The organism is Gluconobacter sphaericus NBRC 12467 (assembly GCF_006539125.1).
GTDB classification, from domain to species: domain Bacteria; phylum Pseudomonadota; class Alphaproteobacteria; order Acetobacterales; family Acetobacteraceae; genus Gluconobacter; species Gluconobacter sphaericus.
In genome coordinates, this window is the sequence record NZ_BJMK01000006.1 from 132,602 (window position 1) to 145,719 (window position 13,118).

Annotated in this window: 16 protein-coding genes and 1 pseudogene; 5 read left to right on the top strand and 12 right to left on the bottom strand. The window is 61.0% G+C overall.

Annotated elements, in window-relative coordinates; translation table 11 throughout:
* The 10 genes from asnB to GSP01_RS06495 all read right to left on the bottom strand — a co-directional run bounded on the left by asnB (position 1) and on the right by GSP01_RS06495 (position 8,170).
* Entirely contained in the window at positions 1-1,761 is a 1,761-nt protein-coding gene (asnB, locus tag GSP01_RS06455) for an asparagine synthase (glutamine-hydrolyzing) (protein ID WP_141351944.1), read from the bottom strand.
* Positions 1,761-2,810, bottom strand: coding sequence for a glycosyltransferase (locus tag GSP01_RS06460; protein WP_167495482.1), 1,050 nt, complete (start codon positions 2,808-2,810; stop codon positions 1,761-1,763). The genes asnB and GSP01_RS06460 overlap by 1 nt, the downstream gene beginning before the upstream one ends.
* Positions 2,811-2,846: 36 nt before the next feature.
* Positions 2,847-3,767: a glycosyltransferase family 9 protein gene (locus tag GSP01_RS06465; RefSeq protein ID WP_141351948.1), complete on the bottom strand. Its 921-nt coding sequence runs from the start codon at positions 3,765-3,767 to the stop codon at positions 2,847-2,849.
* Entirely contained in the window at positions 3,767-4,453 is a 687-nt protein-coding gene (dnaQ, locus tag GSP01_RS06470; protein WP_141351904.1) for a DNA polymerase III subunit epsilon, read from the bottom strand. Before dnaQ ends, GSP01_RS06465 begins: the two co-directional genes overlap by 1 nt.
* A complete protein-coding gene (gene coaE / locus GSP01_RS06475) occupies positions 4,450-5,055 on the bottom strand; it encodes a dephospho-CoA kinase (RefSeq protein ID WP_141351906.1) in 606 nt (201 codons plus the stop codon). The genes dnaQ and coaE overlap by 4 nt, the downstream gene beginning before the upstream one ends.
* 3 nt (positions 5,056-5,058) lie before the next feature.
* A complete protein-coding gene (locus tag GSP01_RS06480) occupies positions 5,059-5,889 on the bottom strand; it encodes a shikimate dehydrogenase (RefSeq protein WP_141351908.1) in 831 nt (276 codons plus the stop codon).
* Positions 5,886-6,662 carry an N-formylglutamate amidohydrolase gene (locus GSP01_RS06485; protein WP_141351910.1) on the bottom strand — a complete coding sequence of 259 codons (777 nt, stop codon included), beginning with the start codon at positions 6,660-6,662 and terminating at the stop codon, positions 5,886-5,888. The genes GSP01_RS06480 and GSP01_RS06485 overlap by 4 nt, the downstream gene beginning before the upstream one ends.
* Positions 6,663-6,683: 21 nt before the next feature.
* On the bottom strand, positions 6,684-6,809 hold the full coding sequence (locus GSP01_RS15105; protein WP_255320873.1) for a hypothetical protein: 126 nt from the start codon (positions 6,807-6,809) through the stop codon (positions 6,684-6,686).
* A 183-nt stretch (positions 6,810-6,992) separates the two neighbouring features.
* The gene (locus GSP01_RS06490; protein WP_141351912.1) at positions 6,993-7,574 is read right to left on the bottom strand and encodes a TlpA family protein disulfide reductase; all 582 of its coding nucleotides are present in this window, start codon (positions 7,572-7,574) and stop codon (positions 6,993-6,995) included.
* Complete coding sequence (locus GSP01_RS06495) at positions 7,571-8,170, bottom strand: TlpA disulfide reductase family protein (protein ID WP_141351914.1); 600 nt, start codon at positions 8,168-8,170, stop codon at positions 7,571-7,573. Before GSP01_RS06495 ends, GSP01_RS06490 begins: the two co-directional genes overlap by 4 nt.
* Positions 8,171-8,185: 15 nt before the next feature.
* Between GSP01_RS06495 and argH the strand changes: the two genes are divergently transcribed.
* Together argH and GSP01_RS15110 are read left to right on the top strand one after the other, a co-directional pair.
* The gene (argH, locus tag GSP01_RS06500; protein ID WP_141351916.1) at positions 8,186-9,631 is read left to right on the top strand and encodes an argininosuccinate lyase; all 1,446 of its coding nucleotides are present in this window, start codon (positions 8,186-8,188) and stop codon (positions 9,629-9,631) included.
* Complete coding sequence (locus GSP01_RS15110) at positions 9,628-9,759, top strand: hypothetical protein (RefSeq protein ID WP_255320874.1); 132 nt, start codon at positions 9,628-9,630, stop codon at positions 9,757-9,759. The genes argH and GSP01_RS15110 overlap by 4 nt, the downstream gene beginning before the upstream one ends.
* On the opposite strand, the gene gluQRS is transcribed toward GSP01_RS15110, so the two are convergent.
* Complete coding sequence (gene gluQRS, locus GSP01_RS06505) at positions 9,744-10,607, bottom strand: tRNA glutamyl-Q(34) synthetase GluQRS (RefSeq protein WP_141351919.1); 864 nt, start codon at positions 10,605-10,607, stop codon at positions 9,744-9,746. The two genes, GSP01_RS15110 and gluQRS, sit on opposite strands and share 16 nt — an antisense overlap.
* Before the next feature lie 144 nt (positions 10,608-10,751).
* Here gluQRS and GSP01_RS06510 point away from each other — a divergent pair, with 144 nt between their 5' ends.
* Both GSP01_RS06510 and GSP01_RS06515 read left to right on the top strand, forming a co-directional pair.
* Positions 10,752-11,324, top strand: a complete 573-nt coding sequence (locus GSP01_RS06510; protein WP_034953612.1) for an HNH endonuclease — start codon at positions 10,752-10,754, stop codon at positions 11,322-11,324.
* 42 nt (positions 11,325-11,366) lie between these two features.
* Positions 11,367-11,813: a CHRD domain-containing protein gene (locus GSP01_RS06515; protein ID WP_141351922.1), complete on the top strand. Its 447-nt coding sequence runs from the start codon at positions 11,367-11,369 to the stop codon at positions 11,811-11,813.
* Positions 11,814-11,885: 72 nt separating this feature from the next.
* Here the strand turns inward: GSP01_RS06515 and GSP01_RS06520 are convergent, their stop codons facing one another.
* On the bottom strand, positions 11,886-12,299 hold the full coding sequence (locus GSP01_RS06520; RefSeq protein WP_141351924.1) for a hypothetical protein: 414 nt from the start codon (positions 12,297-12,299) through the stop codon (positions 11,886-11,888).
* A 231-nt stretch (positions 12,300-12,530) separates the two neighbouring features.
* On the opposite strand from GSP01_RS06520, the pseudogene GSP01_RS06525 reads away from it, so the two are divergent.
* Positions 12,531-13,062, top strand: a pseudogene (locus tag GSP01_RS06525) (IS5 family transposase); the annotation flags it as partial.
* Positions 13,063-13,118 lie beyond the last annotated feature (56 nt).

The window sequence follows — 13,118 nt, forward strand, 5'->3', positions numbered from 1 at the left end:
TCATAAAGCGCGCGAGAGAGTTTCGAATGTATCCCCGTCCACGGGAACCCCTTCGATATGATGACGATGCCACAGCGCGAAAAACAGCAGCGTCCAGGCCTGCCGCGCTACACCGCGCTGACTGGCTCGGGCGAAAAGATGCTCCACGTCAGCTGCGGGAATCATCGCCCGGATGCAGGGCTGTCGTGCGACCAGTGGTCCCAGACGATGTGCCTGTTTCTCGATCCATAGGCCAACCGGAACAGTAAAGCCCTGCTTCGGCGCGAATGGACGGGCCTGCGGCAGCGCATCCTGAAGCCAGCGTCGCAGAAGCCACTTACCGTAACCGTCCCGCACCTTGAAGTGCTCCGGCAGCGGCCAGATCGCCTTGGCTACCACCGGGTCCAGCAGCGGCGTACGCCCCTCAACCGAATGAGCCATCAGACATCGGTCCAGCTTGAGTAGCAGATCATTGGGCAGCCATTCCGCAATATCCAGCGCCTGCGCGCCTTCCAAACCTGAAACGCCTAGAGCCAGCTCCGTCGTGGCAATCCCGCGCCGCCACTGCCGCCCGTGCTCTGCAAAGCGCTTGCCGAACGTCCCGGACCGATACGGCGCCCGCCCGCCCTTCCACCAGGGCTTCATAACGCGCCGATAGCGGCCATAACCTGCAAAAAGCTCATCCCCACCCTCACCGCTGAGAATAACGGTCACGTCTTTTCGCGCCTCACGCGCCAGCAACCATGTCGGGATGACAGCATAGTCGGCGGCCGGATCATCCATGCACGCCACGATGGATGGCAGATCACGCCAGACCATGTCTTCCGTGACGGTCAGCACATGGTGCTTGGCCCCAACAGACGCCGCCAATGCTGCGGCATCAGCGGACTCATCCGCTTTTCCAGCATCGAAGCGCGCTGTCCACGTACGCGGATGCGGCAACCCAAGACGGTGCGCAGCCGCCAGAATAACCGAACTGTCGATCCCGCCCGACAAAAACAGCCCAAGTGGCACATCCGCCCGCAGATGTGCCGACACGCTGTCGAGCAGTGCTATGTCCAACCTCGCCAGCGCCTGCTCATCGGTCAAACGAGCCGGAATCGTCTCCCGCGCTTCATGCAGAACATGCCGCCGCCGCGATTCCACGATTCGCCCATCCACGATCCGGAGTGTCTCACCGGGCAGAAGCCGACGAATGCCGTCGAAAATAATGTCCTGCCCCGTTGTGAACTGAAGCTGCATCAGTTCGTCACGCGCGCCATCCCGAACACTACGCTTACCAAACCCGCCTGCCAGCAGCGCCTGCGGCTCAGACGCAAACGCGATGCCACCCTCATAAGCCGCGATATAAAGCGGCTTGATACCGAACGGATCGCGCGACAGCACCATCTCATGCCGCCCGTGCTCGTTCTCGACGATCGCAATGGCATACATGCCCCGCAGTTCATGCGTGTATCCCACCCCATCATGCAGCCACAGATGTAAAGGCGGTTCGCAGTCGCTTTGGGTCTGAAAACAGTTTTGGGGAAAGCGTCTGCGAATGGCCGGGTCGTTATAGATCTCCCCATTCGCGATCAGTGCAGCCGCGCCAAGCCTGAAGGGCTGTGCTCCCCCCGCGATATCCACGATAGACAGCCGACGGTGACGTAACGCCGCCCCGCCCAGATCCAACCGCCCTTCCCCATCCGGCCCACGATGGAAAATGGCTTGGGACATACGCTCCAGCGCCTGCTGATCGGGATGATGCCCGGGCAGACAGGAAAGGCCCGCAATTCCGCACATCAGGCGCGCACTCCGTCCAGAAAAGCCGACCATCGCGCCATGACAACGTCCTGGGCAAACTCCCGCTCGAACCGCGCTCGTCCGTTCATGGAGAGAGTCTGCGCCATAGAGGCATCGTCCAAGACAGTACCGATCTGCGCAGCAAAATCGCGCTCGTTCTCGACCTCGGCCAGCAAACCATCCTGCGACCCTTCAAGGATTTCCTGCGGCCCCTGAATATTGCTTGCCACAACCGGCACTCCGGCCGACAGCGCCTCGATCACGACATTGCCCAGCGGCTCAATCCGGGACGGACAGACCAGAACATCGCACGCCCGCAGCCAGGGCCCGCTCTGCGCGATCCAGCCAGGGAGATGAACACGATCCGTAACATTTCCCGCCTTTGCCAGCGCCTCAAGCGCAGGACGCTCTGGCCCTTCGCCCGCAATGACCAGATGCACACCCGGCAGATGCTTCATCGCCCGGATCAGCACATCGAAGGCCTTGTTCTCATGCAGACGCCCCAGCGCCAGGGCAAATGGCACATTCGGCGGCAAAAACGCGGGCCGCTGTGGCGTCACCGAAGAAAAATCCGTCGCGAAATTAGGCAGATGATGTACACGATTGGCCGCCCAGCCTTGCGCCCGCATCCACTCCGCCAAACCGCGCGTATTGCCGATCAAATGGTCGCAACGGCGATAATTCGACAGGTCATAATACCCGCCCAGACGCCCGGCAATCTGCCATGGCCCTGACGGTACCAGCCGTGCGGCCCGGCTCATCCACGCCACGACGACATCCGGCCTGAACGCTTTGAGACTGCGCCGAAGCCCCGGCGTGGTCCGCAGATCCAGCAGACCGCCGAACCGGAAGGACTGCGTCTCAACACCCGCTTCCTCAAGCCGTGCAACCCGGCCTTCATCCTGCCGGATCAGCGCCTGAACGGGACGGCCATCCCGCGTCTGGGCCATTGTCAGGCGCTCGAAGAACAGCTCTGCGCCGCCTCTTGGAGCCCCAGCCATCACATGGGCCACACGACCCCGGTATCCATTGGACGATGCAGACTTCATCTGTCTTCTATCGGCCATGACCGACAGGGCATCAAGTCAGTCCGAACACCTGTCCGAACCACACGTGTCTTTTTCACGCAGGATTTCTTTCGCGACTTTTAGCACAGCGGCAACACTCAAGCCTTCAATGGGAGCATCACCCTCCGGACCCGGTGCCTCCACAAACCGCGCAAACCGCCCGGCCGGCGCATATTCCGAGGCCCGCGACGGCCCGAACAGCCCCAGCGTCGGCGTCCCCGCAGCAGCGGCCAGATGCATCAGCCCGGAATCATTGCCCACGAACAGGGCACAAAGCTGAAGCAGCGCAGCAACCTCGCCCAGCGATTTATCTCCGCCAAGGTCCAGAGCCTCTGGCAACGCCTTCAGTACTGGCTCCGCCCGTGCGCGCTCTCCCTCACCAGGGCCATAGAACACGACAGGACGCAGATTTTTCGCCTTCAGCACCTGAGCCAGTTCCACAAAGCGCTCGGGCGGCCAGATTTTCCCATCCCAGTTTGCCGTTGGTCCCAGTGCCAGCCACTGCCCTTCAGACAAGGTCGCAACAGCCTCTGCCCGCTGCTTTTCCGAAGTCCAGACACGCGGCATGGGCGTCCTGCGATATCCAAGCGCCTCCCCAAGCTGTTCGACCCGCAAACCCGGACGGCGCCCGCCGCGCACAATAATCCGACGGCGCGCCCGCAATGTCAGTCCGATCAGCGAACCGCGCAAATCCACAACCATAAACCAGCGCGTCCGATAGCAGGCGCGCCACAGTTCAAACCAGTGCCGGTCATGCCGGCGCTTTTCCATAGTGATGATGCGCTCACATCGCGGGTCCGCTTCAAAAAGCCCCGCTGCTACAGGGCCGCAGACCACCGTAAACATCGCCGCCGGATAACGCTTCTGCAAGGCATCCAGAACACCTGTGGAAATCACCGCATCACCCAGACGGTTGGACGTGATGAAGAGAATCTGCATCATTCGCGATGCCAAACCGCGTCCTTGATGGTGCTCACGAACGCCTCATGCACCTGAAGCTCTTCCGCGGTCGGCGGGGCCATTTTCCGTGGCGGACGACTGGCCAGCGCGTTGATCCCATCCGTCATGCTGCGACTGCGGGCTGGCCCCGCCAGACCCAGACCGCGCTGACGCCCACCCATCAGCTCGACATAGACTTCGGCCAGAAGCTTGCAGTCCAGCAGCGCGTTATGGGTACCACGCTGCGACAGGTCGATACCAAAGCGTCGGCACAGCGCATCGAGGCTGGCGGGCAGACCGGGATATTTCTTCCGCGCCATTTCCACCGTATCGATGGCCCGGCTGGCGTAATCGAGCGGCTCGCGACCGCAGGCCTTCAACTCCGCATTGACGAACTTGAAATCGAACCGGGCATTATGAGCGATCATCGGACTGTCCCCGATAAACTCCAGAAACCCGTCCGCCACCTCGGCAAAAATTGGCTTTCCTTCCAGATCTTCAATCCGGAACCCATGCACTTTGGTCGCCTCGGGCGGAATATCGCGCTCGGGATAGATCAGGACGTGATAGGCCTCCCCCGTCGGCAGGTCGTCGATCAGTTCGAGGGCCGCGATCTCGATGATTCGATCGCCCATATCCGGGTCAAAGCCCGTGGTTTCCGTATCGAACAGGATGGATCGTTTCATGACGCCTCACGAAGCCGGTGCAACAGGGCATGGACCTGCCTGACGGCCTGCCCACGCGACAGGCCGGTTCGTATCACGATGTCGGCCCGGCGTCTGCGTTCATGGTCACTCATCTGACGGGCCAGCAATCCTTTGGCATCCGCCACGCTCATCCCCCCCCCACTACGACAGCGTTGCCTGATCCGGGACAAACGCGTACCCATCGAAGCTTCGGCTACCACCACCACATCGCAACGCCGGTCTTCGCCAATTTCCATTAGCAGCGGAATATCCAGCACACAGAACGGTTCATGCCGCGCCCGGCACTGCTTCAGAAACCTCTCACGTTCGGCCCGGACCAGCGGATGCATGATGGCTTCCAGACGCTTCAACTCCTCGGGACGCCCCCGCACAGCTTCACGAAGCGCCGCGCGATCCAGACGCCCGTCAGCGACGGCCCCCGAAAATGCCTGCGCAATCAGAGGCAAAGCTTTCCCCCGCTCACCCTGAAGCGCCCGGACACACGCATCCGCATCAAAAACCGGCACGCCTGCCCTGCGGAAAAGCGCGGCAACCGTGCTTTTCCCGGCCGCCATTCCCCCGGTCAGACCAATAATCTTCACGCTTCAGCGCAGGCTCGTCGCCAGCAGATCGAACGTCGTCCGGTCTGCTTCAGGGTCAACCCCGAACCATGCCCGAAACCCGGCCCGCGCCTGATGAACAAGCATCCCCAGACCATCCACCGTCCGCAGCCCCCGCGCCTGAGCGGCCAGCAGCAGCGGCGTCTCGCGCGGCGTATAGACAATATCCGTCACACACAGCCCTGGCGCGGCCTCCCGAAGCGCCGCATCCCAGTCCAGACTGGCCTTGCCCCCCATGCCCATCGACGTAGCATTCACCAGCAGTGAACAGCCCGATAGCAGTGACGGCCATTCGTACCAGGCCACAGCCTCACCGCCGCCAAGTGCCGCAACCAGTGCTTCCGCACGTTCCTGCGTCCGGTTGGCAATCACAACTTCACAGCCCCGGTCCAGCAGCGCTGCTGCCACGGCCCGCGCGGCACCGCCTGCGCCCAGAACCATAGCACGACCACCGATTGCCACGTCATGCGCGCTGAGATTATCGCAGAACCCCGTACCATCCGTGCAGTCACCGATGATCCGTCCAGCCACGAAACAAATCGTGTTCACCGCTCCGGCCCGCTTTGCCGTCGAGGTCAGTTCATCACAGGCCAGCATCGCCGCTTCCTTATGCGGGATGGTCACATTCACGCCCTGAAAACCAGCCGCTGCCAGTCCACGCAGGGCCTGATCAAAGCCCTCCGGATGAGTCGGCAACGGCATATAAGCCCCGTTCACCCCATTCACCCGACACCAGTGATTATGCATCATCGGAGAACGGGAATGCTCCACCGGCCATCCCATGACGCCTGCAAGTTTCGTGTGTCCGTCAATCATACGCCTGGTCCCTCTACCAACGTCTCCCAGACCTTCGGCAGCAGCGCGCCCAGACGCCGAGCCCACTCCCGCTGTCCGGCTTTTTCGGCAATCAGGTCCTGCCTGATCTCGATTTCAAGATAAGGCAGCCCCGCCGCTTCCGCATGCCGTGGCACCGTATAGTCGGACGTATCCGTTAGAACGTAAGGTTCATTGTCACCCACACACAGCGTCACGTCCTTGCGCAGCAGGTCCAGAGCAATCGAGGCCATGCGACTGTCCTGATTATGCAAAATCCCGATCTGCCAGGGACGGTCCTTGCCGTTCATCTGAGGCGTAAAACTGTGCAACGCGATCAGCGCCGTCGGGCGTGATCCACGCTCAGCCAGAACTTCGGCAATCGTATCGTGATATGGGTGCAGGATTTCCTTCTCCCGCTTCGCCCGGCACGTTTCCTGCGCAGCCTGATTGGCCGGAACCGGCGTCCCGTCGCTCACAAGCGGCATGGACGTCGGATGGCCCGGCGCGCGGTTACAGTCGATCACAAGGCGGGAATAAACCTGTTCGATCAGCGCCGACCCAAGCAGTTCATGCAGGACCCGTCCTACACCCACGATGCCGATATCCCAGGCGATGTGCCGCTGCCAGTCCTCGGTCTGCACCCCCATATCCCCCAGCGCATCCGGAACTGCCCGACCCGCGTGGTCGCTAACGAACACGAACGGCGACGGTATTTTTTCAGGAAAAAGAAGAAAAGGCGCCGGATCACTGGCGCCAAGAAGGGGAGCAGACATCAGGACTTCACACTCTTACTATCAAGCCAAGGCCCGCACAGTATGCCTCACGGCGTCCGCAGACCAGTCCACGTTCCCGATGGACTCCGCGACGACCTCGCCTTTGCTGTTCAGGATCAGCGAACACGATACACCCCGCACGGACATGACATCCGGCGTCAGTTCTTTCAGATCAGCGGGACATGCCTGCCGGATGGACTACATCAGACCCACCTAGTCTGCCCCGAAGCCAGGACGCCACCGCTCTCTCCCAAAAGATGACGACGTGTCAGGGGAAAAGTCATGTTGGAAATCCGTTCCTGCATTAAAGCAGGCCTGTCACATCGCGACTCAGGCGCTCATCGCTGCAAAAAGACGACGCAGCGCGGCAGGCGCGCCGGGAGCCGCCCAGTCCAGTGCCCCCTCTGCCGTTGCACGAATGCACCCTGCATCATCAATCAGAAAAGTTACAGGGATGGCACGCGCCCTGTCACCGCACCACGCCTTCAGATCATCCTCAACCACCGCCCAGACGGGCAGCCCGGTTACGTCATTACGCTCCAGAAATGCATGAATCTCTTCCGGCGATCCGCTTGAAACCGCTACCGGAACAACCGGACAGTCCGGCCCCCATACCTTCATGAAAGCCGCCAACCCTGGCAGTTCATGAAGGCACGGCGAACACCACGTGGCCCAGACATGCAGCAGGAAAGGCGCACCCCGGCGCGAAGCCGGCACAAAACGTGCACTCCCCAGACCAGCGAGCCCGAACCCGATAGGCCCGGAAACCGCTTTTCCCGGCGTCAGATCAGAAATCGGCATACCAGGCCGCACCACCGTTCCAGCCAATCTCGCAGCGCCGTACCCCGCCGCAGCAGCCAGTCCAACCGTCCCCAGAAGAATGCTCCGCCGACCGGACAGACGAGCCCTCACGCCGGTTTGGACGCCTGAAGATCCGACAGGATCTTTTCCAGAGACGCCCGACTCTCCGGCGCGGCCCACGCCATTTCCCCTTCAACACTAGCCCGCATCCGCCCCTGCGCATCAATCACGCAGGTCATGGGCAAGCTTGGCTCACCGGATGTGAACCATTGGGAAAACTCATGCTGCCCAAGCGTCCAGGGCGCGATATGCGGCAGATTGCCCTGCGCCAGAAAGACCATGACTTTCGGCATCGGACTGGCAACGGCCACTGGGATCACGGGCACGGTCGAGCCTGTTTTCTCGATGAACGAATTGAGCGCCGGCAGCTCCAATCTGCAGGGCGGGCACCAGGTCGCCCACAGATGCAGCACAAAAGGCCGCCCTCTCATCGTGGACAGGGAAAGTGCCGTCCCCCCGGGGCCCACAAGCTGGAAGTTTACGGGCTCCAGCCTGGGCGCGCCGGGCTTGAGCGACGGCAGCATCGGCTGCACACCATCCGCCGCCCGGGCAGAATTCCCGAGCCCGCAATTGCAGAGGGAAGCCGCCGCAGCTAGGCTGGCGGCTCCTCCAAGAAGGGTTCGCCGGTCGATCTGCTTCCGAATCATCTGTTTACGGTTCCCATGAAAAACGCTCCTGTCGACACACAATCAGATGCCGCTACATCCTTTGAAGGCACAGCCGCCAATCCGCAATGGGGTGGCCGCTTTGCCTCGGGTCCGGCCGCCATCATGGGCGAGATCAACGCCTCCATCGGATTTGACAAAATCCTGTGGCGACAGGACATCCGCGGCTCCCTCGCCCACGCCGCCATGCTCCAGAAAGTAGGCCTGCTGACCGCGCTCGAACTGGCCGAAATCCGCCAGGGCCTGGGTGACATCGCACAGGAAATCGGCGAAAGCCGCTTCGAGTTCTCCCCGGCCCTCGAAGACATCCACATGAACATCGAGGCCCGCCTGTCCGAACGGATCGGCGAGGCCGGTAAACGCCTGCACACGGCGCGCTCGCGCAACGATCAGGTCGCCACCGATTTCCGCCTCTGGGTCCGCGACGCCATCGACGGCCTTCAGGAGCAGACCGCCTCCCTGATGCGCTCCCTCGCCACCCGTGCGCTGGAACATTCCGCAACGCCAATGCCGGGCTTCACCCATCTTCAGGTCGCCCAGCCGGTCACGTTCGGCCACCATCTTCTGGCCTATGTCGAGATGCTGTCGCGCGATCGCGGCCGCCTGCGCGACGCCCGCGCCCGCCTGAACGAATGTCCGCTCGGATCGGCCGCTCTTGCCGGTACGTCCTTCCCGATCGATCGCCGCATGACGGCCGCAGCGCTGGATTTCGATCGCCCGACTGCCAATTCCCTCGACGCCGTCTCGGACCGTGACTTCGCACTCGAATTCCTGTCCGCCCTGTCGCTTCAGGCCATGCACCTGTCGCGTCTGGCAGAAGAAATCGTGATGTGGGCCTCTGCCCCCTTCGGTTTCATCACGCTGTCGGACGCCTTCACGACCGGTTCGTCCATCATGCCGCAGAAGCGCAACCCGGACGCCGCCGAACTGGTACGCGCCAAGATAGGCCGCATCATGGGCGATTTCGTGGGCCTGTTAACGGTCATGAAAGGCCTGCCCCTCGCCTATGCCAAGGACACGCAGGAAGACAAGGAACCTGTCTTCGACGCTACCGAGGCCATGACACTTTCGCTGGCGGCCATGGACGGCATGATCCGGGACCTGAAAGCCAACACGGCCCGGATGCGCGAAGTGGCAGGCATGGGCTTTTCTACCGCCACAGACCTTGCCGACTGGCTGGTCCGCGAACTGCGCGTCCCCTTCCGCACCGCCCATCACGTCACTGGCCGTCTGGTCGGCATGGCGGAACAAAAAGGCTGCGATCTGGCTGACCTGTCGCTCGACGAAATGCAGTCCGTCGAACCACAGATCAACAAGAGCGTCTTCGACGTCCTGACCGTCGAGGCCTCTCTGGCCTCCCGCACCAGCGAAGGCGGCACCGCACCGGCCAATGTAAAGCATCAGGCCGAAGCCTGGCTCGCAAAATTGGGAGAAACCGCATGAAAACACTGCTGCTCGTCAGCATGGCAGTCATGGCCCTCGGCCTGACCGCCTGCGGCAAGAAAGGCGCCCCACACGCACCGGGACCATCGCAGGACGTCACTTATCCTGGCACCTACCCACCGGAATAAACCCCTGTCGGCAGGCTCGCCTCCAGAGCCTGCCGCACCAGCGGGTGCTTCAGCACCTGCCCCGCCGTCCAGCCCGCCTGCCGCAGAACCCGCACGCCTTCCGCGCCATCCCGCTTGGACAGCTTGTGTCCATCAGCATCCAAAATGAGCGCGTGGTGCACATAAGCCGGTTCTGGCCATCCCATCAGCTCCTGCAACACACGCTGGACTGACGTCGCTTCATACAGATCCCGCCCTCGCGTCACGGTCGTCACGCCCTCAAGCGCATCGTCATGCGTGACACACAGATGATACGACACACCCGTATCCCGCCGCGCCAAAACGATATCTCCGAACGCATCGGCCTTCCCGGCAACACGCCCACACCCGGCCTCATGCCAATCCGGAACGCCCTGCAACACATCCAGCGCCCGGCCCATATTGAGCCGCCAGACCGGATCACGCCCCCGCCCCTCCCGCGCCATGCCGTGTCGACAAATCCCGGGGTAAACGCGGCTCCCATCCGGAGCGATCTGCGTCGCAGCTTCGGCAATCTCTCGCCGCGTGCAGAAACACGGATACAACAGCCCCTGCTCCCGCAGGCTGGCCAACACGGCATGATACTCCACCAGATGCTCCGACTGCCGCCGAACCAGCCCGTCTGATGCCAGCCCAAGCCAGTCCAGATCTTCACGCAAAGCCTGTGTCAGCTCCGGCGTACAACGCGTCGTATCAATATCCTCGATACGAATCAGAAACTTTCCAGTCTCTCCGGCCATGAACCGCGAATACAGCCCTGAGACCACATGTCCCAAATGCAAAAATCCTGTGGGACTCGGCGCAAATCGTGTCGTGGCGGAAGGCGTCATGAATGTGTCACCAGCGTTTGCTTGCGATCCGCGCAGTTTACTGGAATAGTTTTCTCAAAGAAGCCGACGACACGTGTTTTCCCGCTGTTTGTCCCGTTTTCATTCGGCGCCGTAACCCCCGCATGTGTCGTCCTTGAAGAAAGGATGCGTGTGGTGTCCGTCAGCGGTCAGCATTTTCCGGCTCTTGTCCTGAACGCGGATTTCCGTCCGCTGTCCTATTTCCCGCTCTCGCTCTGGTCCTGGCAGGAAGCCGTCAAGGCCGTCTTCCTCGACCGCGTCTCAGTCCTCTCCGAATATGAAGACGCCGTCGTCCACTCCCCCAGCCAGAGCATGCGTCTGCCAAGCGTCATCGCGCTGAAGGACTATATTCCAACAGCCCGCAAGCCGGCCTTCACCCGTTTCAACGTTTTCCTGCGGGACAATTTTTCGTGTCAGTACTGCCATGACCGATTGCCCACGCATGAACTGACCTTCGATCACGTCATCCCCCGTGCTCGGGGCGGCCGCACAACCTGGGAAAACGTCGTCACTGCCTGCAGCCCCTGCAACCTGCTCAAGGGCTCAAAACTACCAAGCGAACTGGGCATGCACCCGCACCGCAAACCCGTTCAGCCCAGCAGCCGCCTCCTGCAGGAAAACGGCCGGACCTTCCCGCCGCATTATCTTCACGAAAGCTGGCGCGATTATCTGTACTGGAATACCGAACTCGAAACCTGAGTACACGTTCAGTCTGTCCAACTTCTGCAAGGATGGACTTCCATGCGTACTGGACTTCTGCTGACGACACTGGCCCTTGGCCTGTCGGTAACTACCCTGCCTGCTTCTGCGGAAACGCTGCATCTCTTCGGCCCCTTCAAGGGCGAACATGGTGCGACCGCCCCGATCAAGGGTTCGGCATCCGCAATGCTGGATACCACCAAGAACACTCTGACCTACCGTTTCGAAGATAACGGCCTCTCCGGCCCTGTGACGGCAGCCCATCTGCATGGCCCGGCTCCGGAAGGTCAGGATGCTGGCGTCCTCGCTCCGATCAATGGCCCTTATACAACCCGCATGACCGGCACGCTCCAGCTCACGCCCGATCAGGTCAAGGAAGTCCAGGCCGGACAGAGCTACATCAATCTCCACACTGAAAAATACCCAGACGGTGAAGCCCGCGCCCAGCTTACGACCGATCTGACGGGCCATAAGCATCACATGGAATAAGCGACCGTTCCCTCATAAAAAAGGCCTGCCCCGAAAGGGACAGGCCTTTTTTCGCAGCGCCACCGATTAGTTTTACTGAGCTGCTGAATCAGCTTTACTGTCCAGAGCCTTTGCAGGACTGTCCGGATCAAGCTTATGAGCCGTCTTCTTCGTCCAGGCTCCCGTAGCATGCACCGCCTCTTTGGTGCCGTTCTTGGTCGCCTTCCAGCCCTTTTCGCCTTCCTTGCCAGTCCAGTGCGCAGCGTCGGAAACACCGCTCTTCGTGGCATTCCAACCTTTAACGCTCTCCGTTTTCGTCCAGTCGGCGGCATTGGACGTCCCATGACGCACCGCACCCCAGGACTGACGCACACTCCGGCAGAGGTCCGTCTCACAGGGTTTCTCGGCGGTTCCGGCCGCCATGGCCATAGGCACCAGACCTGCTGGCATCAGAGCAAGTCCAGCAAGAAGCAGAGACGATGAAAAAGCAGGAAACCGGATCAACATCAGGAGACTCCCTAGGTTTCAAAGAGTATCACTCTGTCATTCCTCGAAGGACCGGACAAGGCCGACAGAAAAAGATCCAGACTTGAACAGATATGGTGCTATCCCCAAAATCAGAAATGACACCCCCGGAAAAGAACACCACCAAACTGAAACTACACTCACCTACCCCAGGCTCAGGACCCATTGATTTGATTGCAGAAATCTGATTCAGGCTCTGCGAGGAGACTGGCAATGAGCGATCTGTTTTGGCTGACGGACGAACAGATGAAGCGTCTGCGGCCATTCTTTCCCAAGAGCCATGGCAAACCGCGCGTCGATGAGCGCCGTGTGCTGAGCGCTATCATTTTTGTGAACCGCAATGGTCTGCGCTGGCGTGATGCGCCCCGGGAATACGGCCCGCACAAGACGCGCTGGGACGCCATAGAGATCTTCACCCGGATGATGGACGGTCCGGCTGCCGGAAAGGCAGAGCCTCAGACCATTATAATTGATGCGACGTATCTCAAAGTATACCGCACAGCTTCGATCCTGCGGCTAAAAATGGGATCCGCGCTGCCTGACCGGTCGTACCAAAGGCGGTATGAATACCAAGCTGCATGCGATCACGGATCAGAACGGACGACCACTCAGCTTTTTCATGACTGCGGCACAGGTCAGTGATTACACCGTTGCCATTGCTCTACTGGACAGCCTTCCTATGGCACAGTGGACGCTAGCGGATCGGGGTTATGATGCTGACTGGTTTCGGGATGCCTTGAAGGAATAAGGGATAAGAGATCAGGCTCTGCATTCCGGGGCGGAGATCCTGCGGAAAACCAC